At 70.4% G+C, this 23,849-nt stretch carries 25 protein-coding genes; 10 read left to right on the top strand and 15 right to left on the bottom strand.

Going from position 1 to position 23,849, the window contains the following annotated elements; translation table 11 throughout:
• Positions 1–3 precede the first annotated feature (3 nt).
• Both mqnE and AB0D04_RS09100 read right to left on the bottom strand, forming a co-directional pair.
• Entirely contained in the window at positions 4–1,167 is a 1,164-nt protein-coding gene (gene mqnE / locus AB0D04_RS09105; RefSeq protein WP_362701166.1) for an aminofutalosine synthase MqnE, read from the bottom strand.
• Between the two features lie 217 nt (positions 1,168–1,384).
• A complete protein-coding gene (locus AB0D04_RS09100) occupies positions 1,385–1,843 on the bottom strand; it encodes an Lrp/AsnC family transcriptional regulator (RefSeq protein ID WP_362700980.1) in 459 nt (152 codons plus the stop codon).
• A gap of 168 nt (positions 1,844–2,011) precedes the next feature.
• On the opposite strand from AB0D04_RS09100, the gene AB0D04_RS09095 reads away from it, so the two are divergent.
• Complete coding sequence (locus AB0D04_RS09095; protein WP_362700977.1) at positions 2,012–2,146, top strand: hypothetical protein; 135 nt, start codon at positions 2,012–2,014, stop codon at positions 2,144–2,146.
• A gap of 4 nt (positions 2,147–2,150) precedes the next feature.
• On the opposite strand, the gene AB0D04_RS09090 is transcribed toward AB0D04_RS09095, so the two are convergent.
• The gene (locus AB0D04_RS09090) at positions 2,151–2,882 is read right to left on the bottom strand and encodes a UbiX family flavin prenyltransferase (RefSeq protein ID WP_362700975.1); all 732 of its coding nucleotides are present in this window, start codon (positions 2,880–2,882) and stop codon (positions 2,151–2,153) included.
• A gap of 116 nt (positions 2,883–2,998) precedes the next feature.
• Between AB0D04_RS09090 and AB0D04_RS09085 the strand changes: the two genes are divergently transcribed.
• Together AB0D04_RS09085 and AB0D04_RS09080 are read left to right on the top strand one after the other, a co-directional pair.
• Entirely contained in the window at positions 2,999–3,598 is a 600-nt protein-coding gene (locus AB0D04_RS09085) for a rhomboid family intramembrane serine protease (RefSeq protein ID WP_362700973.1), read from the top strand.
• A 91-nt stretch (positions 3,599–3,689) separates the two neighbouring features.
• Complete coding sequence (locus AB0D04_RS09080; RefSeq protein WP_362700970.1) at positions 3,690–4,328, top strand: DUF4870 domain-containing protein; 639 nt, start codon at positions 3,690–3,692, stop codon at positions 4,326–4,328.
• Positions 4,329–4,386: 58 nt separating this feature from the next.
• On the opposite strand, the gene mqnP is transcribed toward AB0D04_RS09080, so the two are convergent.
• Positions 4,387–5,292 carry a menaquinone biosynthesis prenyltransferase MqnP gene (gene mqnP / locus AB0D04_RS09075; protein ID WP_362700967.1) on the bottom strand — a complete coding sequence of 302 codons (906 nt, stop codon included), beginning with the start codon at positions 5,290–5,292 and terminating at the stop codon, positions 4,387–4,389.
• Positions 5,289–6,746 carry a menaquinone biosynthesis decarboxylase gene (locus AB0D04_RS09070; protein WP_362700964.1) on the bottom strand — a complete coding sequence of 486 codons (1,458 nt, stop codon included), beginning with the start codon at positions 6,744–6,746 and terminating at the stop codon, positions 5,289–5,291. Before AB0D04_RS09070 ends, mqnP begins: the two co-directional genes overlap by 4 nt.
• Positions 6,747–6,833: 87 nt before the next feature.
• Here AB0D04_RS09070 and AB0D04_RS09065 point away from each other — a divergent pair, with 87 nt between their 5' ends.
• The 4 genes from AB0D04_RS09065 (at position 6,834) to AB0D04_RS09050 (ending at position 10,395) form a co-directional block, all read left to right on the top strand.
• Positions 6,834–7,259 (top strand): PLD nuclease N-terminal domain-containing protein, encoded by a 426-nt coding sequence (locus AB0D04_RS09065; RefSeq protein WP_362700961.1) that lies wholly within the window; start codon positions 6,834–6,836, stop codon positions 7,257–7,259.
• 344 nt (positions 7,260–7,603) lie between these two features.
• Positions 7,604–8,062: a nucleoside deaminase gene (locus AB0D04_RS09060; RefSeq protein WP_362701163.1), complete on the top strand. Its 459-nt coding sequence runs from the start codon at positions 7,604–7,606 to the stop codon at positions 8,060–8,062.
• A 75-nt stretch (positions 8,063–8,137) separates the two neighbouring features.
• Positions 8,138–8,752 carry a DUF4291 domain-containing protein gene (locus AB0D04_RS09055; RefSeq protein ID WP_362700958.1) on the top strand — a complete coding sequence of 205 codons (615 nt, stop codon included), beginning with the start codon at positions 8,138–8,140 and terminating at the stop codon, positions 8,750–8,752.
• Positions 8,753–8,967: 215 nt separating this feature from the next.
• Complete coding sequence (locus AB0D04_RS09050; RefSeq protein WP_362700956.1) at positions 8,968–10,395, top strand: alkaline phosphatase family protein; 1,428 nt, start codon at positions 8,968–8,970, stop codon at positions 10,393–10,395.
• A gap of 87 nt (positions 10,396–10,482) precedes the next feature.
• On the opposite strand, the gene ccsB is transcribed toward AB0D04_RS09050, so the two are convergent.
• The 7 genes from ccsB to hemL all read right to left on the bottom strand — a co-directional run bounded on the left by ccsB (position 10,483) and on the right by hemL (position 18,499).
• A complete protein-coding gene (gene ccsB / locus AB0D04_RS09045; protein ID WP_362700954.1) occupies positions 10,483–11,571 on the bottom strand; it encodes a c-type cytochrome biogenesis protein CcsB in 1,089 nt (362 codons plus the stop codon).
• Positions 11,568–13,424, bottom strand: coding sequence for a cytochrome c biogenesis protein ResB (locus tag AB0D04_RS09040; protein ID WP_362700952.1), 1,857 nt, complete (start codon positions 13,422–13,424; stop codon positions 11,568–11,570). Before AB0D04_RS09040 ends, ccsB begins: the two co-directional genes overlap by 4 nt.
• Positions 13,425–13,427: 3 nt before the next feature.
• On the bottom strand, positions 13,428–14,192 hold the full coding sequence (locus AB0D04_RS09035) for a cytochrome c biogenesis protein CcdA (RefSeq protein ID WP_362700949.1): 765 nt from the start codon (positions 14,190–14,192) through the stop codon (positions 13,428–13,430).
• Positions 14,193–14,196: 4 nt separating this feature from the next.
• A complete protein-coding gene (locus AB0D04_RS09030; RefSeq protein WP_362700946.1) occupies positions 14,197–14,808 on the bottom strand; it encodes a TlpA disulfide reductase family protein in 612 nt (203 codons plus the stop codon).
• Between the two features lie 111 nt (positions 14,809–14,919).
• Positions 14,920–16,140: a hypothetical protein gene (locus AB0D04_RS09025; protein ID WP_362700944.1), complete on the bottom strand. Its 1,221-nt coding sequence runs from the start codon at positions 16,138–16,140 to the stop codon at positions 14,920–14,922.
• A gap of 144 nt (positions 16,141–16,284) precedes the next feature.
• A complete protein-coding gene (locus AB0D04_RS09020; RefSeq protein ID WP_362701160.1) occupies positions 16,285–16,965 on the bottom strand; it encodes a histidine phosphatase family protein in 681 nt (226 codons plus the stop codon).
• Between the two features lie 208 nt (positions 16,966–17,173).
• A complete protein-coding gene (hemL, locus tag AB0D04_RS09015; RefSeq protein ID WP_362700942.1) occupies positions 17,174–18,499 on the bottom strand; it encodes a glutamate-1-semialdehyde 2,1-aminomutase in 1,326 nt (441 codons plus the stop codon).
• 307 nt (positions 18,500–18,806) lie between these two features.
• On the opposite strand from hemL, the gene AB0D04_RS09010 reads away from it, so the two are divergent.
• Positions 18,807–19,394, top strand: coding sequence for a hypothetical protein (locus AB0D04_RS09010; protein ID WP_362701158.1), 588 nt, complete (start codon positions 18,807–18,809; stop codon positions 19,392–19,394).
• Here AB0D04_RS09010 and AB0D04_RS09005 read toward each other — a convergent pair.
• The 3 genes from AB0D04_RS09005 to AB0D04_RS08995 all read right to left on the bottom strand — a co-directional run bounded on the left by AB0D04_RS09005 (position 19,339) and on the right by AB0D04_RS08995 (position 22,228).
• On the bottom strand, positions 19,339–20,559 hold the full coding sequence (locus tag AB0D04_RS09005) for a cation diffusion facilitator family transporter (protein WP_362700940.1): 1,221 nt from the start codon (positions 20,557–20,559) through the stop codon (positions 19,339–19,341). The genes AB0D04_RS09010 and AB0D04_RS09005 overlap by 56 nt on opposite strands.
• A 176-nt stretch (positions 20,560–20,735) precedes the next feature.
• On the bottom strand, positions 20,736–21,485 hold the full coding sequence (locus AB0D04_RS09000; protein ID WP_362701155.1) for an SDR family oxidoreductase: 750 nt from the start codon (positions 21,483–21,485) through the stop codon (positions 20,736–20,738).
• A gap of 254 nt (positions 21,486–21,739) precedes the next feature.
• Positions 21,740–22,228, bottom strand: coding sequence for a cupin domain-containing protein (locus AB0D04_RS08995; RefSeq protein WP_362700937.1), 489 nt, complete (start codon positions 22,226–22,228; stop codon positions 21,740–21,742).
• Positions 22,229–22,366: 138 nt separating this feature from the next.
• On the opposite strand from AB0D04_RS08995, the gene AB0D04_RS08990 reads away from it, so the two are divergent.
• Positions 22,367–22,813, top strand: coding sequence for a MazG-like family protein (locus AB0D04_RS08990; RefSeq protein ID WP_362700935.1), 447 nt, complete (start codon positions 22,367–22,369; stop codon positions 22,811–22,813).
• Between the two features lie 48 nt (positions 22,814–22,861).
• A complete protein-coding gene (locus AB0D04_RS08985; protein ID WP_362700932.1) occupies positions 22,862–23,845 on the top strand; it encodes a helix-turn-helix domain-containing protein in 984 nt (327 codons plus the stop codon).
• Positions 23,846–23,849 lie beyond the last annotated feature (4 nt).

Genomic DNA, 23,849 nt, shown 5'->3' with positions numbered 1-23,849 from the left:
CGGTCAGAGGCGCATCGGCTGCGGGGCCTCGCGGCGGTCCGGGTCGGGGCCCGGGTACTCGCGGATGGCCTCGTAGCGGGTGTTGCGCTCGACGGGGCGGAAGCCGGCGTCGCGGATCAGGTCGAGCAGGTCGTCGCGGGTGAGCTTGTTCGGCGTGCCGTAGTTGTCCGCGTCATGCGTGATCTTGTACTCGACGACCGAGCCGTCCATGTCGTCCGCGCCGTGCTGCAGCGCGAGCTGGGTGGTCTGCAGGCCGTGCATCACCCAGAAGCACTTGATGTGCTGGACGTTGTCGAAGAGGAGGCGGGAGACCGCGAAGGTCTTGAGGGCCTCGGCGCCGCTGGCCATGGTCGTACGGGCCTGGAGCTTGTTGCGGACCTTGCCGTCCTGCATGTCGACGAAGTCGTGCTGGTAGCGCAGCGGGATGAAGACCTGGAAGCCGCCGGTCTCGTCCTGGAGTTCACGGAGACGGAGAACGTGGTCGACGCGGTGGCGGGGCTCCTCGATGTGCCCGTAGAGCATGGTCGAGGGGGTCTTGAGGCCCTTTTCGTGGGCGAGGCGGTGGATGCGCGACCAGTCTTCCCAGTGGGTGCGGTGGTCGACGATGTGCTGCCGGACCTCCCAGTCGAAGATCTCGGCGCCGCCGCCGGTCAGCGACTCCAGGCCGGCCTCGATCAGCTCGTCGAGGATCTCGGAGGCGGTCAGCCCGGAGATGGTCTCGAAGTGGTGGATCTCGGTGGCGGTGAAGGCCTTGAGGGAGACCTGCGGGAGGGCTTCCTTGAGGGCCTTGAGGGAGCGCGGGTAGTAGCGCCACGGGAGGGTGGGGTGCAGGCCGTTGACGATGTGCAGCTCGGTGAGGTTCTCGCCCTCCATCGCCTTGGCCAGGCGGACGGCCTCCTCGATGCGCATCGTGTACGCGTCCTTCTCGCCCGGCTTGCGCTGGAAGGAGCAGTAGGCGCACGACGCGGTGCACACATTGGTCATGTTGAGGTGACGGTTGACGTTGAAGTGGACGACGTCGCCGTTCTTGCGGGTGCGTACCTCGTGGGCGAGGCCGCCCAGCCATGCCAGGTCGTCGGACTCGTAGAGGGCGATACCGTCCTCGCGGGTCAGCCGCTCCCCGGCGTGGACCTTCGCCTCCAGCTCGCGCTTGAGGCCCGCATCCATAGACGCAGCCATCCCGTCGCCTCCCAGTGTCCCGGACACGTCCGTGCCGTATCCGTTGCCGTATCCGTGCCGCTTTCGGTGCCTTTCGATGCCGAAAAAACGGCTTCGCCGAGCCTACTCCCCCCTTGTCCGGGCGGGCCGGAGGCCCCTTGCGCCGGGCGGACGGAGGCCTCTCGACACGTCCCGTCCGCCCGCGCTTCCCTGCCGGCGGCCGGCTCTACTCGGCCTCTTCGGGCAGCTCGCCGACCCGGTTCTCCCACTTGGTGGAGAGCACGATCGTGGTCCGCGTACGGGAGACGCCCCGGGTGCCGGACAGCCGCCGGATGGTGCGTTCCAGGCCGTCCACGTCGCCCACCCGCACCTTGAGCATGTACGAGTCGTCGCCGGCGATGAACCAGCAGTCCTCGATCTCGGCAAGGTCCTTGAGCCGGCGCGCCACGTCCTCGTGGTCGGCGGCGTCCGAGAGGGAGATGCCGACCAGCGCGGTGACGCCGAGCCCGAGGGAGGCGGCGTCGACCGTGGCGCGGTAGCCGGTGATCACGCCGGCCGCTTCGAGGCGGTTGATCCGGTCCGTGACGCTGGGCCCGGAGAGGCCCACGAGCCGGCCGAGCTCGGCGTACGAGGCCCTGCCGTTCTCGCGAAGTGCCTGGATGAGCTGCCTATCCACCGCGTCCATGCCCTCAAGCCTTCCAATCTTTACGCATTTTCGTGTTCTGCATGTAGAATCTAAGGCATACAGGGCCTCAGAGCCTGCGAATCTTTCGAGCCTTCCGGTTCGAAACGTTCAACGATCAGCGTCCACCAGCGACGACCCGCAAGATGACCTTCAACAGGAGCAGTCACCGTGTACTCGATCGAGATGGCCTACGCCCGCATGCGCGAGCTGCAGGACCAGGCCAATCGTTCACGTGCCCACAAGGAAGCGGCCCCGCGGGCCCGGCGCCTCTTCGGCCGCGCCGCCGCAGCCAAGAAGCGCTAGAGAGCTAGGACGGGTCCGGGGCCTCCTCCTTGGAGCCTCCCCGCAGCTCCCCCTCCCAGCGCCGGTACAGACCGTGCGGCACCTCTGCCGCATCGAGCACCCGGCCCGCGACGAAGTCCACCAGATCCTGGATGTGCGTCGCCCCCGCATAGAACGCCGGAGAGGCGGGCAGCACCACGGCGCCCGCCTCGTCCAGCGCCACCAGATGCTTCAGCGTAGGTCCGTTCAGCGGAGTCTCCCGCACCGTGACCACCAGTGGGCGGCGCTCCTTGAGCGTCACGCTCGCCACCCGCTGCAGCAGATCCTTCGAGAGCCCGAGCGCCACCCCGGCCACACACGCCGTGCTCGCCGGGACGATCAGCATCCCCTTGACGGGATACGAACCGGACGACGGGCCGGCCGCCAGATCCGCGGCCGGCCAGTACCGCACATCCGCCAGCTTCTCCTCGGTCACCGGGAACGTCCCCGGCTTGCCATCCGCCCCGAGCGCCAGCCATTCGCGCAGGTCGGAGCGCCAGTGCGCATCCCGGAAGGCGATGCCGGTCTCGTCCAGCAGCGTCAGCCGCGACGCCCGGCTGACGATGAGATCCACCGCCTCCCCCGCGGCGACCAGCCCGCGCAGTACGGACGCGGCATACGGCGTTCCGGACGCGCCGGAGATCCCCACGACCCACGGACGGCGGCGGCCGGGGCCCGGATTGCTGGTGTTCCTGGTGTCGTTGTGCGGCGGCTCCACAACTCGAGCCTATCCGGCGGAACCATTGACGCCGTCACGACCGTTCTTACCTGTGCGCCCCTCGCGCAGCCCGCCGAGGGCCGCCCCACCGGGGGACGAGAAGGGACGGCCGGAAGATGACCGCACGCGCGAAGCCCGCGATCTGCCTGATGCTGATGCTCGGCTGGGTCGTGCTCCTGTGGCTGCTGGAGGGCCTCGACTTCGTGACCGGGGGCGCCCTGGACACCTTCGGTATCCAGCCGCGCGACCCCGCCGAGCTGGTCGACATCGTCCCCGCCGCCTTCATGCACTTCGGCTTCGGCCACCTGGTGGCCAACACCCTGCCGCTGCTGCTGCTCGGCTTCGTCGCCGCGCTGCGCGCGGGCATACGCCGGTTCCTCGGTGTCGTCCTGCTGATCGTCCTCGCCAGCGGGCTGGGCGTCTGGCTGACCGCCGCGACCGGCAGCAACACCGCGGGGGCCTCCGGCGTCGTCTTCGGCCTCTTCGGCTATCTGCTGGTGCGCGGCTTCATCGAACGCAAGCTCCTCGACATCGGCATCGGGGTACTGGTCGGCGCGGTGTACGGCTCCATCATCTGGGGCGCGCTGCCGACCGACGGCCAGATCAGCTGGCAGGGGCATCTGTTCGGGCTGATAGGCGGGGTGGTCGCGGCCTTTGTCCTGCGCGGGCGCCCGCGTTCGGTCGCTGCCGCTGCCACCGTCCGAGCCGTCCCGTAGTCTCACCGGGACGGAAACCGTCGGCTGCCGCGGTCAGTTGACGCCATCGCGGCGGCGGACGACAGCAGCGGCGACACGGGGTGAGCAGAACATGTCCGACTATTACCAGTCCGGATACGGGCCGCAGGGCGGTGGTCCTCAGCAGCCGTACGGCGGCCAGCCGGGCTGGGGGACCGATCCCTCAGCGAGCGGCTACGGCTACCCGGCCGGCCCCGCCTACCCGTCCCCTCCCGCCTACCAGCAGCCCGGCCCCGGCTATCAGCAGCCCGGCTACGGCCCCCAGATGCCCCCGCCCTCGCAGCGCCCCGCGATGTGGTCGCACCTCGGGGCGCTGCTGACCGTCATCCTGGGCTCGGGCCTGTGCTGCGGCCTCGGCGGCTTCCTCGGCTGGGTCGCCCCGCTGTCCATCCGCAACAGCGCCCGCAACCAGCACGACCCCTACGTCCGCCACCACGCCACCCAGGCCATGAACTTCGGCTTCACGCAGGCGATCGTGGCGTTCCTCGGAGTGGTCCTGTTCTTCGTCAGCGGCCTGACCTTCGACGCCCTCGCCGATGAGGGCCAGAAGGCCGGCGACGGTGTGGCGGTCCCGATCCTGACCGTCATGGGCATCATGGGCGCGTATGCCATATCCGGCATGGTCTGCGCCATCATCGGCGCGGTGAAGGCGAACAGCGGCGAGCTGTGGACCTACCCGCGGCTGATCGCCTGGCCGATGGCCAGAGCCTGACCCCGTACGGGAAGCCGGCTCCCGTACGAGCCCGTTGTCCCGTCAGGCCGCCGGGCCGTCAGGCCGTCAGGCCACGGACCAGCAGGTCCAGCAGCGCGCAGACGAACAGCGCGATGCCGATGAAGCCGTTGACCGTGAAGAAGGCCCGGTTGAGCCGGGACAGGTCGTGCGGGCGGACGATGGTGTGCTCGTAGAGGAAAGCCGCGACCACGATCACCAGGCCGGCCCAGAAGAAGATCCCGGCGCCGGTGGCCAGCGCGTACCAGACCAGCAGGGCCGTGGTGACGGCATGGCTGGCGCGGGCGCCGTGCAGCGCCGCCGGGATGCCGAAGCGGGCGGGGACGGACTTCACGCCGTGCGCCCGGTCGGCCTGGACATCCTGGCAGCCGAAGATCAGGTCGAAGCCGCCGATCCAGACGCCGACCGCGAGACCGAGGATGACCGCGTCCCACGACCAGGTCCCGCTGATCGCGATCCAGGCGCCGACCGGCCCCATCGCCTGCGCGAGGCCGAGGATCGCATGCGGGAAATTGGTGAAGCGCTTGCCGTACGGATAGACCACCATCGGGATCACGGCGATGGGGGCGAGGGCCAGGCACAGCGGGTTGAGCAGCGCCGCCGCGCCCAGGAAGATCACCACGGCGACCAGGGCGCCGGTCCACGCGGACTTCACCGTGACCGCGCCGGTGACCAGCTCGCGGGTCGCGGTGCGCGGGTTCCGGGCGTCGATCTCGCGGTCGATGATGCGGTTGCAGGCCATCGCGAACGTCCGCAGTCCGACCATGGCGATGGTCACCAGCAGCAGCCGGCCCCAGTGGATGCTCCTGTCCCACTGGAACATCGCGGTGAGCGAGGCGATATAGGCGAAGGGCAGCGCGAAGACCGAGTGCTCGATCATCACGAGGCGGAGAAAGGCCTTGGTCCGGCCCGGCTGCGGGACCACTGCGGCGGCGGAGGCGGTCACAGCCCGTACTCCTTCCAGCGGCGGTCGACCAAGGCGGCCGTCCGCGGGTCGGACTCGACCATGTTCGGCCAGCCCCCGTCGCGTGTGTAGCCCTCCTCGGGCCACTTCTTCGTCGCGTCGATGCCCGCCTTGCCGCCCCAGAACTGCTGGTAGGAGGCGTGGTCGAGGTGGTCGACGGGGCCCTCGACGACGGTCAGGTCACGGGCGTAGTCGGTGTTGCCGAGCGCCCGCCAGGAGACCTCGTGCAGGTCGTGGACGTCGCAGTCGGCGTCCACCACCACGATCAGCTTGGTCAGCGACATCATGTGCGCGCCCCAGATGGCGTGCATGACCTTCTGGGCGTGCTTGGGGTACTTCTTGTCGATCGCGACGATCGCGCAGTTGTGGAAGCCACCGGACTCGGGGAGGTGGTAGTCCACGATGTCCGGGACGATGATCTTGAGCAGGGGGAGGAAGAAGCGCTCCGTCGCCCGGCCCAGCGGACCGTCCTCCGTCGGCGGGCGGCCCACCACGATCGACTGCAGGAGCGGGCGCCGCCGCATCGTCACACAGTCGATCGTCAGCGCGGGGAACGGCTCCTGCGGCGTATAGAAGCCGGTGTGGTCGCCGAACGGGCCCTCGGGCAGCATCTCCCCGGGCTCCAGCCAGCCCTCGATGACGACCTCGGCGTTGGCCGGGACCTGCAGCGGGACGGTCTTGCAGTCGACCATCTCGATCCGCTTGCCCTGGACGAAGCCCGCGAAGAGGTACTCGTCGATATCGCCGGGCAGCGGCGCGGTCGAGGCGTAGGTCACCGCCGACGGGCAGCCGAAGGCGATGGCGACCGGCAGCTTCTCGCCGCGCTTGGCGGCGACCTGGTAGTGGTTGCGGCTGTCCTTGTGGATCTGCCAGTGCATGCCGATGGTGCGCTTGTCGTGGCGCTGGAGGCGGTAGAGGCCCAGGTTGCGCACGCCCGTCTCGGGGTGCTTGGTGTGCGTCAGGCCCAGGTTGAAGAAGGAACCGCCGTCCTCGGGCCAGGTGAACAGCGCCGGAAGCCGGTCGAGGTCGACCTCGTCGCCCTGGAGCACGACCTCCTGGACCGGCGCGCTCTCGCCCTTGACCTTCTTCGGCGGGACATGCGTCATCCCGGCGAGCTTGCCGAACGCCTCCCGCACCCCGACGAAGCCCTGCGGCAGCTCCGGCTTGAGCAGTCCGCCGATCTTGTCGCTGATGTCGCCGTACGACTTCAGGCCGAGCGCCTTGAGCAGGCGGCGGTCGGTGCCGTAGACATTCATGGCCAGCGGCATCGCCGAACCCTTGACGTTCTCGAAGAGCAGCGCCGGGCCGCCGGACTTCTGCACCCGGTCCACGATCTCGCCGACTTCCAGATACGGGTCGACCTCGGCCTTGATGCGCTTGAGGTCGCCTTCGCGCTCCAGAGCCCGCAGCAGGGAGCGAAGATCGTCGTAAGCCATGCGCTCCAGTATCCGGTACGCACTACCCTGTACGGGTCACCGGGCCCCGCCGCGGGCCCGCCATCGCGTGCAGGGGGCCGTTCCGCAATGCTCAGGTATCTGCCGTTCCTACTGATCCTGGCACTGTGGATCTACGCCTTCATCGACTGCCTCAACACCCCCGAGTCGCAGGTGCGCGGCCTGCCCAAGGTGGTGTGGGTGATCATCATCCTGCTCTTCGGCGAGGTGCTGCTCGGCCCGATCGCCTGGCTGGTCGCGGGCAAGCAGCGGCAGCCGGCGAGGGGTGGCGGCAGCACACCCTCGGAGTGGCACCGCAGGCACAGCAGCGCCAAGTGGGTGGCGCCGGATGACAATCCCGAGTTCCTGAGGTCGCTCAAGGACGAGAACAAGAAGGACGAGGCGCTCCTCAAGGACTGGGAGGCCGACCTGCGCCGTCGCGAGGAGGAGCTGCGGCGCAAGGAGGGCGAGGCGCCGAACGGTCCGGAGGACACTCCGCCGCCCGCCAAGGGGTAGGGACTGGCGGGGGATCGGACCCTTAAGGGCTGGTCGAACGGATCCTCTCGGGGTGGCAAGGGCCCCCTGCGGGGCCACAACGTGGCGGGGGCGGGCGGTATTCCGGGCGTACGGGTACTCCGGGCGTACGGCGGGACCGGCGCACAGCGGGGCGCGGCGCACAGCAGGACCGGCGTACAGCGGGATGCGGCACACGGCAGGACGCGTGCGCACACCAGAACGCGGCCGGCGCACGGCAGGACGCGGCGCACGGCAGGACGCGGCGCACACCGGAACGCGGCACACGGCAGGACGACGCCGCGTACGGTGACCGCATGGACCGTGACCGCATGGACCGTGACCGCATGGACCGTACGGAGGACCGGGCCCGGGCCATGCTGGCGGCCGCGGTGGCCGAGGCCCGGGCGGGGCTGGCCGAGGGCGGGATCCCGATCGGCGCGGCGCTCTACGGGGCGGACGGGGCGCTGCTGGGGCGGGGCCGTAACCGCAGGGTCCAGGACGACGACCCGTCGGTACATGCCGAGACGGCCGCCTTCCGTGCGGCGGGGCGGCAGCGCAGCTACCGCGGTACGACGATGGTCACCACCCTCTCCCCCTGCTGGTACTGCAGTGGCCTGGTGCGGCAGTTCGGGATCTCGCGGGTGGTGATCGGCGAGGCCCGTACCTTCCACGGCGGGCACGACTGGCTCGCGCGGCACGGCGTGGAGATCGTGCTGCTGGACGACCCCGGATGCGCGGCGATGATGCGGGACTTCATCGGGGCGCACCCCGCGCTGTGGCACGAGGACATCGGCGACGAGTAGCCGGGCGCCCGCGAAATTCGGTGGCCCGCGGAATTCGGTGGCCCGCGGACCGGCCGCACGCCAGGATGAGCGGCGATGAACACCGCACCCCACACCCCCGAACCCGCCCGCCGCATCCGGGCCCGGCACACCGAAGAGACCGTCACCGTCTATCAGGCCTACGCCCCGGCGCTCGGCATCCCGGCCGCCCGTGACGGCCGGTTTCCCGCCGCCTGGAAGCGCGAGCGGATGACGTGGATCAAGCCGTCGTTCCTGTGGATGATGTACCGCTGCGGCTGGGGCACCAAGGACAGCCAGGAGACCGTGCTGGCCATCGAGGTCGACCGGGCGGGCTTCGACTGGGCGCTGCGCCACGCCTGCCTGTCGCACTACGACGCCGACGAGCACCCCGACCGGGCGGCCTGGAAGCAGCAGTTGAAGGCCGCGCCGGCCCGGGTGCAGTGGGACCCGGAACGCGATCTGCACCTGGCTCCGCTGCCGCACCGGTCGTTGCAGCTCGGGCTGACGGGCGAAGCCTCGCGGCGGTACGCGGACGAGTGGACGGTCGCCATCACGGATGTGACGCCGCTGGCGCACGAGATCCATGCGCTGGTGCGCGCCGGGGACGCCGGGGCGGCCGCCGCGCTGCTGCCCGCGGAGCGGCCGTACCCGGCACCCGAGGGAACTCCGGGGCTTGTCCGCGTGTCCTGACATACCGTCACCCCCCTGCGGTTCGGTCGGTTCACCGTCCGCGGCACGCTGCTCCGTATGACGTACGGGGCATCGCCGCGCGAGGGGCCAACTCGCTCCCGTTCACGGCTCGTTGATGCGGCGTTCAGCCACCTCCCCCAGCCCGGGAAACCCGGCCGCCGCCACAGTCGCATCGGCCCTCCGAGGCCGTACGCGACTCAGGGAGAGTGGCACATATGCCCGACATGACCCGACGCAGACTCCTCGGCTCCGCGGCCGGCGCGATCGGCGGCGGAGCCGCGCTGTCGCTGCTGCCGCCCAGCGTCCAAAAGGCCGTCGCCGCCGGACCGCCACGTCACGGCTCGCTCCAGGACATCGAGCACGTCGTCCTGCTCATGCAGGAGAACCGCTCGTTCGACCACTACTTCGGCACCCTGCGCGGCGTCCGCGGCTTCGCCGACCCCGACGCGCTCACCCTGCCCGGCGGCCGCTCTGTCTTCCATCAGCCGGACGCGGAGAACCCGGACGGCTATCTCCTGCCGTTCCGCCTCGATACGCACGCCTCCAGCGCGCAGGCCATTCCGTCCACCAGCCACGCCTGGTCCGTCCAGCACGAGGCGTGGAACGGCGGCACGATGGACCGCTGGCTGCCCGCGCACCGCAAGGCCGACGGGATCAACGGGCCGTATGTGATGGGGTACCACACCCGCGAGGACATCCCCTTCCAGTTCGCCCTCGCCGAGGCGTTCACCCTCTGCGACAACTACTTCTGCTCGGTCCTCGGCCCCACCTGGCCCAACCGCCTCTACTGGATGACCGGCACCCTCGACCCCGGCGGGACCCTGGGCGGGCCGGTCCTCAACAACACCGCGCCCAAGCCCTACCGCTGGACGACGTATGCGGAGCGGCTGGAGGCGGCCGGCATCAGCTGGCGGGTGTACCAGGAGGAGGACGACTACGGCTGCAATCTGCTGGAGCAGTTCCAGACCTTCAAGGACGCCAAACCGGGCGAGCCGCTGTACGAGCGCGGGGTGCGGCCGCAGCCGGCCGGGACCTTCGAGGAGGATGCCCGGAGCGACCGGCTGCCGGCCGTCTCGTGGCTGATCCCCACCAGCTACCAGTCCGAGCACCCGGACTATCTGCCGGCCGCCGGCGCCGACTATGTGGCGAAGAAGATCGAGGCCATCGCGTCGAACCCGAGGGTGTGGCGCAAGACCGCCTTCCTTCTCAACTACGACGAGAACGACGGCCTCTTCGACCATGTGCCGCCGCCGGTGGCGCCGGCGGGGACGAAGGACGAGTTCGTCAAGGGCCTGCCGATCGGCGGCGGCTTCCGCGTCCCGTGTCTGATCATCTCTCCGTGGACGGTCGGCGGCTGGGCGGCGGGCGATGCCTTCGACCACACCTCGGTGCTGCAGTTCCTGGAGCGCTTCACGGGCGTGGCGGAGCCCAACATCAGCGACTGGCGGCGGGCGGCCTTCGGCGATCTGACCTCCGCGTTCGGGTTCGGGCAGGCGGCGCACCGCCCGCCGACCCTGCCGGACGACACCGCCGAGCAGCTGGCCGAAGCGCAGTGGGAGGTGGCGCATCTGCCGAAGCCAACGCTGCCGGGGGCGGACCAGCAGCTGCCCCGTCAGGAGCGCGGGCGGCGCAGGCGGCGCTGAGGGCCGCGGAGAGACGACGGTGCCGTACGGCCGGGCTCGTGCGCCCGGCGCCGTACGGCACCGTGGTGGTGTTTCGGGGTCCGGGGGTCAGACTCCGGCGTAGGAGTGCAGCCCCGTCACAAAGATGTTCACGCCGTAGTAGTTGAACAGGTAGCAGCCGAACGCGATCAGGCCCAGCACGGCGGCCTTGCGGCCCTTCCAGCCGGCGGTGGCGCGGGCGTGCAGATAGCAGGCGTAGGCGACCCACGTGATGAAGGTCCAGACCTCCTTGGGGTCCCAGCCCCAGTAGCGGCCCCAGGCGGCCTCGGCCCAGATGGCGCCCGCGATGATGGTGAACGTCCACAGCGGGAAGACGGTGGCGTTGATGCGGTAGGCGAACTTGTCCAGCGAGGCCGCCGAGGGCAGCCGCTCCAGCACCGAGGTGGCGAACTTGCCGGGCTGCTTGCCCGCCGGGTCGGCGAGCTTGGCCTCGTAGGGGTCGCGGAAGAGGAACAGCAGCGTGGCGACCGCGCCCATGTAGAGCACCGCGCCGGAGATGATCGCGCAGCTGACGTGGATCCACAGCCAGTACGAGTGCAGCGCGGGCACCAGCTGGTCGCTGGCGGTGTAGAGGACGGTCACGGCCAGGCCCAGGTCGAGCAGGACGGTGGTGACCAGGGGGAGGCCGATCCAGCGGACGTTCTTCTTCAGGGCGAGCAGCAGCAGGTAGAAGCCGACCGCGACGGCCGCGAACGTCGTGGAGAACTCGTACATGTTGCCCCAGGGGGCACGCTGCACGGACAGGGCGCGGGTGACGACGCCGCCCACGTGCAGCGCCCAGGACAGCACGGTCAGCGAGATCGCGATCCGGCCGTAGAGGTCGCCCTTCTCGGTGCCGCCGTGGGCGCCCGGACCGTCAGGGACGTCGCGGCTGCCGGTGACCGACCTGGTGACGACCTTGGGGCGCTCCAGTACGGCGGTCCCGCCGCCCTTGTGGGCCACCTGGACGGAGACCGTCGCGGGCGCCTTGGCCTCGGTGGTGAGGGCCGCGGCGGTGCGGCCGACCTTGCTGCGGCTGCCGAACACCCACTCGGCCATATGGGCGAGGAAGGCGAGGGTATAGACAGCCATCGCCCCGTAGACGAGCAGATTGCTGTTGTGGGCCAGTGTCTCGTTGGCTGCGGCAGCGAGGGTCACGCGCGCGCTCCTTCGGAGGGGTCAGCAGGATCGGCAGAGTCGGTGGGCTCCGTCGGGTCTTGGTCGGCGGCCTCGGCCGCGGGGTCCGTACCGGGTTCCGTACCGGGTTCCGGCTCGGGCGGGGCGTCGGGCCCGAGCGCCACGGCGAGGTCGGCGAGTTCCTCCGGCAGCCGGGGCGACTCGCTGCGGCCCAGGCCCGCCATCTCGACGACGGTTACGCCGTCGGCGCCGCGCTCGGCCCGTACCCACACCCGGCGCCGCTGGATGAACAGCGACCCGGCCAGGCCCACCAGGGCGCAGGCGGCGCCGGTCAGCGCGAGGCCGTTGCCGGGCTGGTGGGTGATCTTGAAGCTGGCCCAGCTCTTGACGCCCTCGAAGGTGATCGAGCCCTGGCCGCCCGGCAGCTGCATCGTGCTGTCGGACTCGACGCCCTTCTTCGTCAGGCCGCCCTTGATGCCGGTGTGCTGTTGCGCCTGCCGCGTCAGACGGTCCTTGGGCATCAGCATCTTCTTGAAGATGCTGCCCTTGGCGTCCTTGTACTGCTTCATCCGCTTGGTGTCGAGCTGGTAGACGTTCTGCGGCAGTCCGGAGTCCACGCCCAGATCGCCGTGCCAGGCGTTCACCGCCAGCACGGGGAAGTCCAGCGCGGGGAACTGCGAGAACATCGACCCGGAGTTCTTGCCGCCGAAGGTCGGGACGAAGAGCCCGTTGAAGCCCAGCTGATTGCGCTTGCCGTCCTTGGTCTGCGCGCCCGGCACCTTCACCACGCCGGTCGAGGTGAAGTTCTTCGGCTCCTGCGGGAGGAACGGCACCGCGCCGTGGTAGACGACCTTGCCCCGGCCGTCCTTGACGGTGACCACCGGCGAGTAGCCGTGCGAGAGCAGATAGACCTTGTTGCCCGCGATGTCGAGCGGGGTGTTCACCTCGATGGCGGTCTTGTGCTCCGCGCCGTCCGCGCCGGTGAAGTAGGTGATGTGGGCGCGGAAGACGCGGGGGGTGCCCTTCTGCGGCCCGGTCCGCTCGTAGGTCGCGTCGAACTTCTTCAGCGAGAAGCCGAAGGGCTCCATGGTGTCGGTGTCGAAGAACGGTCCGGACTTGAAGTCGTCGTACTGCGTGAGGCTGTTGGCGAAGCCGTCGCCCTCGGTGACCAGCTTGCCGCCCTCGGACTTCCACAGGCTGCCCACCGCGAACGCCACCAGCATCACGATCAGCGCGATATGGAAGACGAGGTTGCCGACCTCGCGCAGATAGCCCTTCTCCGCGGAGACCGCGGTGCCGGTCCGCTGCGTCCGGAACCGGCGCTTCTTCAGCATCCGCTGCGCCGCCTCGAGGGCCTCCTCGGGCTCGGCCTTGGTACGCCAGGTGGTGTACGCGGGCAGCCGGGTCAGCCGGCGCGGGGCGGCCGGCGGGCGGCCGCGGAGCTGGCCGACGAACTGCCAGGTGCGCGGCACAATGCAGCCGATCAGCGAGATGAACAGCAGCAGATAGATCGCCGAGAACCACACCGAGCTGTAGACGTGGAACATCCCCAGCTTGTCGTAGATCGCGCCGAGGGTGTCGTGCTCGTTCTTGAACTGCTCGACCTTGACCGGGTCGATGCTGGTCTGCGGGATCAGCGAGCCGGGGATCGCGCCGATGGAGAGCAGGAAGAGCAGCAGCAGCGCCACCCGCATGGAGGTCAGCTGCCGCCAGAACCAGCGCGCCCAGCCGATCGGGCCGAGCGAGGGGAAGCTGATGTCTTCCTTGGGGGCGGTGGAGAGCTGGGATCCGGCGGCGCCGAGGTCGCCGCCCGCGTCGGGGGCGGCGGATGCGCCGGTGTCCGGCTCGCGGGGGCTGCCGGTCTTCGTGGACATCAATCAGATCCCAACATTGAAGCTTTGCGTCCAGGTCTGGAGGTCGTGCATCAGGCTGTTCCAGACGCCGGTAACGAGGAGGATGCCGAGCGCGACCATCATGCCGCCGCCGATCCGCATCACCCATTGGTAGTGCCGCTTGACCCAGCCGAACGCGCCGAGCACCCGGCGGAAGGCGAGCGCCACGGCGATGAACGGCAGCCCCAGGCCCAGGCAGTAGGCCACGGTGAGCAGGGCGCCGCGCCCGGCGCTGGCGTCGCTGAACGCGAGGGTGCTGACGGTGGCGAGGGTCGGGCCCACGCAGGGCGTCCAGCCGACGCCGAACAGCACCCCGAGCACCGGTGCGCCGACCAGCCCCATGGCGGGCTTCTTGTGGAAGCGCAGCTCGCGCTGGCCGAAGCGCTGGAGGATGCCGGCGAAGGCCAGCCCGAGCAGGATCATCAGCACGCCGAGGATGCGCGAGATGACGTCCTTGTATTCCTGCAGGGTCTGCCCGAAGAAGCCGAAGAGCGCGCCGCCGGAGACAAAGACGGCGGTGAAGCCGAGGACGAACAGTGAGGCGCCGGCCAGCATCCGGCCGCGCTTGGCCTCACCGAGGTCGGTGCCGGTGACGCCGGTCACGTACGACATGTAGCCGGGGACCAGCGGCAGCACGCAGGGGGAGAAGAAGGAGACCAGCCCGGCGAGCAGGGCGACGGGCACGGCGGCGAGCAGCGCGCCGGAGACGATGGTCCGGTTCTCCGCGGCCGTGGCGGCGAGCTCGATCACAAGATCACTTCTCGGCAATCAGCGGGTCGATCATCGTGCGCAGTTCGTCCTTGGTGAGCGGACCGAGCGAGCGGGCGGCGATCTTGCCGTGCCGGTCGATGACGATCGTGGAGGGAATGGCCTGCGGGTTGAGGCTGCCCTTGGGGAAGCGGAGCATCAGCTTGCCGGTCGGGTCGTAAAGGCTCGGGTACGGGACCTTGTGCTGTTCCTCGAAGTTGACCGCCAACGACTTCGTGGTGTCGCGGGTGTTGATCCCGAGGAACTGGACGCCCTTGGCCTTGGTCTCGTTGGCGACCTTGGCGAAGTTCGGCGCCTCCGCGATGCACGGCCCGCAATACGATCCCCAGACGTTGAGGACGACGACCTTGCCCTTGTAGTCGGCGACGTCCAGCGTCTTCTTGCTGGTGGTGGCCTGCGCGGACAGCTCGGGCGCCGGCTGCCGGTCGGCCTTGGGCACGGTGTCGATGCCGTTCTTGCCCTGGACGAACCGGGTCTGGGCGGATCCGCCGGAGGCGCCGTCACCACAGGCGCTCAGCGTCAGCGAGGCCGCCGCGGCCCCTGCGGCGAACAGGGCGATACGGCGGCGGCCGGTGCGGCGTGGACGGCAGGCACTCATGTGAAAAGTTTCGCATGGGCCGGTTCCGGATCTTCCGCACCCCCCTTGCACGACACCCCCCGGCGCAAAGGGGCATGTCAGGACGTACGCCCCCGGGCAGTGGCAGGGATTTCAGGCCGCCGAGAGGTACGCGTTCCAGCCGCCGGCCGGCCGCTCCCCCACCCGCATGCGCTGGAGCTTGGCCAGCACCTCCGGGTCCTGGGCGTCGAGCCAGTCGGTGAACTGCCGGAAGGAGACGAGGTGCACATCCCGGTTCTTGTCGTCGGCGATGTGCTTGAGCACTTCCTCGACGGCGTCCATGTAGATGCCGCCGTTCCACTGCTCGAAGTGGTTGCCGATGAAGAACGGCGCGCGGTTGGTCTCGTAGGCCCGCCGGAATCCGCCGATATAGGCGCCAAAGGCCTGCTGCCGCCATCCGGGGTAGTTGGCCGGCGGGGCCTTGGTGGAGTTCCGCGACTGATTGGCGAGCATGTTGTAGTCCATCGAGAGGACCTCGAACGGGTGGCCCGGGAAGGGAATCTGCTGGAGCGGGTAGTCCCAGAGCCCGGACTTTTTCCTGGGCCACATCTGCAGACCGCCGGAGGAGCTGGCGTCATAGCGCCAGCCGAGATTCCTGGCGGTCGGCAGCAGATTTTCCTGACCGAGCAGGCAGGGGGTGCGGCCGCCGACCAATTCCTTTCGGTAATCGAACGGCAGCGGTTCTATGTCCGTGAACCCCGTATGCGTACGCCACTTGGTGACAAAGTCCACCGCCTGGTCGATCTCGGACTGCCATTGCTGCGGCGTCCAGTGCTTCACGGCGCCCGAGCCCGAGCAGAAGTGGCCGTTGAAGTGGGTGCCGATCTCATGGCCGTCCAGCCAGGCCTCGCGTACGTACTTCAGCGTCTGCCTGATGTGGTCATCGGCGAGATAGCCGATGTCGGAGGCGCCGCGCCGGTTGTTCGGCGGGTCGTAGAGGTGCCGCTTGGATTCCGGGAGGAGATAGAGCCCGGAGAGGAAGAACGTCATCGCCGCGTCGTGGTCCTTGGCGAGCTTGAGGAAACGCGGGAAGAGGCCGTTGCCGACCTCTCCCGCGCCGTCCCAGGAGAAGACCACGAACTGCGGCGGGGTCTGGCCGGGTTCCAGCCGTTCGGGCCTGGGCTGATTCGGCTGCGTCCCGGAATTGGCCGTCGAGCCGTCACCGATGAGCCTCGACCGGGCCTGCAGCTCGTTCTGCACTCGTTGCTTGTCCGCCCCGTCGCCCGAGCCGGACGAGGAGCAGCCCGCTATGCCGAACGCCGCCGCTGCGCCAACTCCCATGCCCAGCAGGTCCCGCCGACTGATCGCGTGCATACCGTGACCCCATCCGTACTCGCCGTACTCGAAGTCCATATAAACGGACAAACGAGTAGAGGGCATGTCGAACGGTGGGGATCCGGTTATTCGCTCACATCTCTTGTTTTTCCCGTGATTGACATACCGCCAATTGAGGCAGCATCAGGCGCCGAAAGCCTTGGCCTTTCCCTTGACGGGTTTGGCGCCCGCCAGAAGATGGGAGGGAACCAGGTCGCGCGCCGGCTCGCTGTAGCCGACCGAGATGATCTTGTCGCCGTGGAAGGTGAACGACGTCAGCGAGGCCAGCGTGCACTGCCGCCGCCGCGGGTCGTGCCACAGCCGCCGCCGCTCGGCGAAGCTGCGCACTATCCAGATCGGCAGCTGATGGCTGACCGCCACCGCCTCGTGCCCGCGCGCCGCATCCCGCGCCGCACCGAGCGCCGCCATCATCCGTACGACCTGCTCGATGTACGGCTCCCCCCACGACGGCCGGAACGGATTCGTCAGGTACTTCCAGTTCCCCGGCTTCTTCAGCGCGCCGTCACCGACCCCGAAGGTCTTCCCCTCGAAGACATTGCCGGCCTCGATCAGCCGCTCGTCGGTGGCCAGCTCCAGACCGTGCGTGCCCGCGATCGGCAGCGCGGTCTCCTGCGCACGCTCCAGCGGGGAGGCGACGACATGGGTGATGTCCCGCTCCGCCAGATGCCCCGCGACCCGGTCGGCCATCTTCCGGCCCAGGTCGGAGAGGTGATAGCCGGGCCGGCGCCCGTAGAGGACGCCCTCCGGGTTGTGCACCTCACCGTGCCGCATCAGATGCACCACGGTGATGTCGTCGCCGCTCATGTCGCCCTTCTCACGGTCCTCCCGCACCTGGTCCGCCATCGCCTGGTCCGCCATCGCCTGGTCCGCCATCGCCTGGTCCGCCATCGCCTGGTCCGCCATCGCCTGGTCCGCCATCGCCTGGTCCGCCCCGCTCATGCCGAATCCTCGCTTCGCTCGGCCCCGCATTCGCGCGGCGCGCACCTCTCCATCGTTCGCTCGCTGCGCTCGCTCACGCGGTCGCCTTGGCAGCGGCCTGCGCGGCCGACGGCAGCGCGGCGGCGATCCGCTCGACGGCCGCCGCATCGTGCGCGGTCGAGACGAACCACGACTCGAAGGCGGAGGGCGGGAGGTAGACGCCCTGCTCCAGCATCGCGTGGAAGAAGGCGGTGAACCGGAACGACTCCTGCGTCTTCGCGCTCTCGTAGTCCCTCACGTCCCGGTCGGTGAAGAAGACCGAGAACATGTTGCCCGCCACCTGGAGCCGGTGCGCCACGCCCGCCTTGGTCAGCGCCTCGCCGACCAGTGCCCGCAGCTCGGCCGAGACCGCGTCGACCTTCTCGTACGCCGCATCGTCCAGCAGCCGCAGCTGCGCGACGCCCGCGGCGGTGGCGATCGGGTTCCCGGACAGGGTGCCCGCCTGATAGACGGGACCGGCCGGCGCGAGGTGCGCCATCACCTCGGCACGCCCGCCGAAGGCCGCGGCCGGGAAGCCGCCGCCCATCACCTTTCCGAAGGTCATCAGGTCCGGGCGCACGCCGTCGATGCCGTACCAGCCGGCCTTGCTCACCCGGAAGCCGGTCATGACCTCGTCGGAGATGTAGAGCGCGCCGTTGGCGGCACACAGGTCCTTCAGGCCCTGGTTGAAGCCGGGCAGCGGCGGCACCACGCCCATGTTCCCCGGCGACGCCTCGGTGATCACACACGCGATCTCGCCCTCATGAGCCGCGAACGCGGCCCGGACCGCCTCGAGGTCGTTGTACGGCAGCACGATGGTGTCGCCGGCCTGCGCACCGGTCACGCCCGGCGTGTCGGGCAGACCGAAGGTCGCCACGCCCGAACCGGCGGCGGCCAGCAGGGCGTCGACATGCCCGTGGTAGCAGCCCGCGAACTTGACCACCTTCGCCCGGCCGGTGAACCCGCGCGCCAGCCGGATCGCCGACATCGTCGCCTCGGTGCCGGACGAGACCAGCCGCACCTGCTCGACCGGCTCGATACGGGCCACGATCTCCTCGGCCAGCTCGACCTCACCCGCGCCGGGCGTGCCGAAGGACGTCCCGCGGGCGACCGCGTCCTGGACGGCGGCGATCACCTCGGGGTGCGAGTGACCGAGGATCATCGGTCCCCACGAACACACCAGATCGACATATTCCCGTCCATCGGCGTCGGTGAGGTACGGACCCGTACCGGACACCATGAACCGGGGCGTACCCCCCACGGCTCGGAACGCCCGCACCGGGGAGTTGACGCCGCCCGGCGTCACCACGGACGCCCGGTCGAACAGCGACTGCGAAACAGGGGCTTCATACGGAAAAGACACTGTGATCCTGACCTGCATAAACGGAGGGAGGGCGGCGGCACACGGACACGGCCCGGCTGACAACGGTGCGGGATTCCCCTCGCGGACCCCCTGGGGGTGCCGCTCGGTTCCATCTCGGTCCCTTTTTGATTCCTCTCGCTCTCGACCGGGCGTCAGGCCCCGTGCGTCTGCAAAACTGGGGCGACGTACGAGTAAGTCACGCAAGCAATGGTCTCAGAGGCGTACAGGGGCGCGTGGCCGGGCGTTTCACATGCCGGTTACGGGGGAGGTCTCTGTGACGATGATCGGGTTGCGCGGCTGGGGCTGCGAGTGGTCGGGTGGAGATATGCATCGCGGTGGCGAAGTGGGCGAAGGGACCAATGACCGGGGTCCCGAGCGCGCCCAGCGTGGCCGTCACCGGCGTGAGGACGTCGAGGGCATCGCAGGCGGCGAAAACAGCGGCGAGGAAATCACCGGGGAACACAGGGGCGGCCGCATGGGGGTGACGTACAAATACTTCGGTGCGCCGAATGGCGCCACGGCGGCCCGCGTCCCGATCTCCATGCGCCCCGAGGAACTCGGCGGCGACGAGCTCGGCATGGGCGGCATGTTCTCCAAGATCAAGCCGGAGACCATGGCGGCGATGGTGCTCACCGGTATAGAGGGCATACCCCTCCATAAGGTTCCCCCGCTGGAGCTGGTTGTCCTGCACCCCGACTACGCCGTCGTCAAGCTCCCCATGACCGTGGTCGACCCGCTGCGCGGCGTCGGCGAGGAATCGGTCGGCGCCGCCGCGTTCATCTGGTCCACCGTCCCCGACCGCGGCGGCCCGCGCGACGCCTACACCGTCTACCAGCTCCTGCACGAATGGCAGGACTTCAGCCACCGGCTGCACGAGGCGGGGCATCAGGCGTACTGCCTGGTGTGGCCCTGACCACAGCGGCCTCCCCGCCCGGCGGCCTGTGCCCGGCGGCCTTTTGTGTGAGCCGTAGCGGCCCGGCCGCCAGGTCTCGGGCGGCGGTGCGGTGATGGTGTGCCAGCGCGGCATGCGGATCGTCCACAGCGCCGTCGGCGGGGCCATGATCCGTGTGGACGGTGGCCGCGGTCAGCCGCGGCACCGCATGGATCAGCGCATGCTCGGCCGCCACCGCCAGCGAGTGCGCCGCCACCACGGACAGCCGCGGGTCGACCACGATGTCCGCCTCGGCCCGTAGCGTGTGGCCGATCCACCGCATCCGCACCTGCCCGATGTCCCGCACCCCCGGCACACCGCGCAGGGCGGACTCAGCCCGCTCGACCAGCTCCGGGTCGACGGCGTCCATCAGCCGCCGGCCGACCTCCCGCGCGGCGTCCCGCAGCACCAGCACGATGACCGCGGTGATCAGCAGGCCGATCGCCGGGTCGGCCGCCCGCCAGCCGAGCGCCGCGCCGCCCGCCCCCAGCAGCACCGCGAGCGAGGTGAATCCATCGGTCCGGGCGTGCAGTCCGTCGGCGACCAGCGCCGCCGACCCGATCTTCCGGCCGGTACGGATCCGGTAATGGGCCACCCACTCATTGCCGAGGAACCCGATCACCGCGGCCAGCGCCACCGCCCCCAGGTGGGACACGTCCCTGGGGTGCAGCAGCCGGTCGACGGCCTCCCAGGCGGCCACCACCGCCGACGCGGCGACCGTCAGCACGATGGCGATACCGGCCAGGTCCTCGGCCCGCCCGTAGCCGTAGGTGTAGCGGCGGTTGGCCGCCCGCCGGCCCAGTACGAAGGCGATGCCCAGCGGCACGGCGGTGAGCGCGTCGGCACCGTTGTGGACGGTGTCCCCCAGCAGCGCCACCGACCCCGACCAGACGGTGACCACGGCCTGCACGGCGGCGGTCAGCCCCAGGACGACCAGCGAGATCCACAGCGTGCGCATGCCTTCGCGGGAGGTCTCCATCGCGGGGTCGACCTTGTCCGCCGCCTGGTGGCTGTGCGGTGTCACCAGGTGCGCGACCTGGTGCCGTACGGCGGACCAGCGGGACCTGCCGCGTTCCTGGTCTTGATGGTGGTGATGATCGTGGTGGTGGTGATCGTGATGGTGACGGTGGTGCCGAAGTCCCTCCATGGTCCCTCCATGAATTCCACTGTGGCACTGCAACTCCCCTGCAGCCACTGTCGGGACAGGGACTGCGCCGGGGCGTGGCCAGGGGGCGTGACCAGGTGCGACGGGCTCGCAGATGCCTGGCGGGCGGGGTTGCGGGGGCTACGCGGGACGGGACGGCCGCAGCGGCCCGAGGCGCGTCACCACGTGGGACGGGCCGAGACCCCGCCGTCCACGACCAGATCGTGGCCGGTGATCCAGGAAGCCATCGGCGAGGCGAGAAAGACGCAGGCATCGCCCACGTCCTCGGGCCGCCCCAACCGCCCGGCGGGCGCCGCCTCCTGCCAGCGCCGCACCCCGTCCGGCCAGTCGTCTTCCAGGCCAGGGCGCGCGATCAGCCCCGGCGAGACGCTGTTGACGCGGATGCCGTACGGCCCGTACTCCAGCGCCGCCGACCGCGCATGCATCACCACCGCCGCCTTGGCCGCGCTGTAGTGGGCGTGCAGCGGCGCCGGCCGGTCCGCCTCGATGGACGCGATATGGGTCACCGACCCTCCGCCGCCCTCCCGCATCACGGCCGCCGCGGCCTGCGTGCAGGCGAACACGCTGTGCACATTCGGGTCCACCACCGCCCGCCAGTCCGCCAGCGACATACCCGCCAGCTCCTGGGTCGGCTGCACCCCCGCGTTGTTCACCAGCGCCGTGAGCCGCCCGCCCCACTCGGCCGCCTCCGCCACCAGCCGGTGGCACTCCGCCTCGCCGGCCAGATCAGCGGCCAGCGCCACGGCACTCCCGCCGCCCGCCCCGATCTGCCGCACCAGTTCCTGCGCGGCCCCGGCGGCCGTACGGTAATGCGCCACCACGGCGGCACCCGCGGCGGCAAAGCGCAGGGCAATCCCGCGGCCGATGGTGCCGCCGGCGCCGGTGATCAGCGCTACCTGGCCGGTCAGGTCGGGGAGGGGCGATGGGGTGGAGCCGGAGGTGTGGGCGGGGTCGAGGTGGCCGGGGCCACCGGGCCGCGCATCGTGGCCGGGGCGGCCGCGGCCGCTGGGGCGACGACCGCGGCCACCGGGACGGCGCCCGTGGTCCTGGTGGCCGGGCGTGTCGGTAGCACGTTCGGGCGTACTTCCGGGGGTGCCGGTCCCGTCGGGAGCCGTGCGCCCGCCCCCTTCGTTGTGGGCCCCACAGGGGGGCGTCCGCTCTGTCATGGCCGGCTCAGCGCCGCGATCCGCGCCGCCTCCTCGGGGAAGCGTGCCGCCAGTTCGGCGCCGTCCCCGTGCTCGTAGTCCGCGAAGGTGAAGCCCGGCGCCATGGTGCAGCCGAAGAGCGCCCAGGAGCCGCCGTCGGCGACCGCGGCGGCCATCCAGGTGCCGGCCGGGACGGTGAACTGGACGTGCTGGCCGCCCAGGATGTCCGGGCCCAGGACGGCCACGCGGGCGGTGCCGTCCCCGTACAGGAGCAACAGGGTCAGCGGATCGCCCCGGTAGAAGTGCCAGATCTCGTCGGTCGGCAGCCGGTGCAGCGCACTGAAGTCGCCGGGCTCGGCGGTCAGCAGCATGACGATCGCCGAGCCCTCCGGCCGCCCGTCCGCCCGCTCGGGCCCCGCCCAGGTACGCCGGAACCGCCCGCCCTCACGGGGCAGCGGGACCAGCCCGTAGAAGTCGATCAGGGCCTCGGGCGTCGGCTGCTGCATTTACGGCCTCCCGTACTCCTGACGCCTCGGCTTCCGGCTTGGTCCACACCCTAGGCAGGGGGCGGGCGGGGACGCGGGCACAATCAGGCCATGTCCGATGCCTTGCCTGATGGGTTGCCGCATGCAGTGCCCGGCGCCATGCCTGATTCCGCGTCTGCTGCCATGCCGGATGCGGTGCCCGGCGCCACGCCTGATGCCACGTCCGATGCCCTGCCCGGCGCCCTGTCCGGTACCGCGGGCGCCTTGGACGGTACGGCCGTGTGGGCGGCCGTCGAGGAGCTGGTGCGCTGGCTCGACGACGGGAGCGCGCTGCCGCCCGAACAGGTGCGACTGCTGCGGATCCTCAAACTCTCGGAGGAGGCGGGCGAGGTCGCGCAGGCCGTCATCGGGGCCACCGGCCAGAACCCGCGCAAGGGCCACAGCCACACCTGGGACGACGTACAGAGCGAACTGTGCGACGTGATCGTGACGGCGATGGTGGCGCTGCGGACGCTGACGCCGGATGCGCGGCGGGTGTTCGACGGGCATCTGGGGCGGGTGGCGGAGCGGGCGGCGGAGCTTCCCCGTCCCCGTGGCCGGATGTGACAGAAAGCCGTCATTGCGGTCGTTGGTGAGGGCGGTGACGATGGACGCATGTCCTCTCCCCGCCGGGTTGTCATCGCGGTCTTCCCCGATGTCGACCTCCTCGATGTCACCGGCCCTGCAGAGGTCTTCGCGCTGGCCAACCGGGAGACCGCCGGCCGGGCGGGCTACCAGGTGCGGCTGGCGGGCCCGGCCCGTGGGGCGGTCACCACATCGGCCGGTGTGCGCCTGATCGCGGACCTGGCCTTCGCGGAGGTCCACGGGATGCTGGACACACTGCTCGTTCCCGGAGCGGTCGACCTGTGCCCCGGCGGCCCGGTCGCCCGGATCGACCGGGAGGTCGTGGAGTGGGTGCGGGCTGCCGCGCCGCAGGCCCGCCGGGTGGCGTCGGTGTGCGTGGGCGCGCACCTGCTGGCGGCCGCCGGGCTGCTGGACGGCAGGACCGCGACCACGCACTGGTCGACGGCCGCACAGCTGGCCGCCGACCATCCCGCGGTGACGGTGGACCCGGACCCGATCTTCCTGCGGTCGGGGAAGGTGTGGACCGGGGCCGGGATCAGCGCCTGCATGGATCTCGCGCTGGCGCTGGTGGCCGAGGACCTGGGCGAGGAGGTCGCGCTGGCGGTGGCGCGGCAGCTGGTGATGTACCTCAAACGCCAAGGCGGGCAGAGCCAGTTCTCGGTCCCGCTGAGCCGGCCCCCGGCATCCCGCAGGGACATCGACGAACTGCGGATGTTCATCGCCGACCACCTCGACAGCGACCTGTCCGCGGCCGCCCTGGCGGCGCGGATGCACCTGAGTGAGCGTCACTTCGCCCGGGTGTTCCGCCAGGAGACCGGTACCAGCCCCGCCTGCTACGTCGAGGCCGCCCGGGTGGAGGCGGCCCGCCGCCTCCTGGAGGGCACCGACCAGCCCCTGGACCAGGTCGCCGCCGCCTGCGGGCTCGGCTCGGTCGAGACCCTGCACCGGGCGCTGCGCAAGCAGATCGGCACCACCCCGGCGGCCTACCGCCGCCGTTTCCGCACCACCGACTGACCCA

It is taken from the genome of Streptomyces sp. NPDC048483 (assembly GCF_040651455.1).
In the GTDB taxonomy this organism is placed as follows: domain Bacteria; phylum Actinomycetota; class Actinomycetes; order Streptomycetales; family Streptomycetaceae; genus Streptomyces.
Note: the sequence above shows the minus strand (reverse complement) of the source record. Positions and strands in the feature narration are given on the sequence as shown.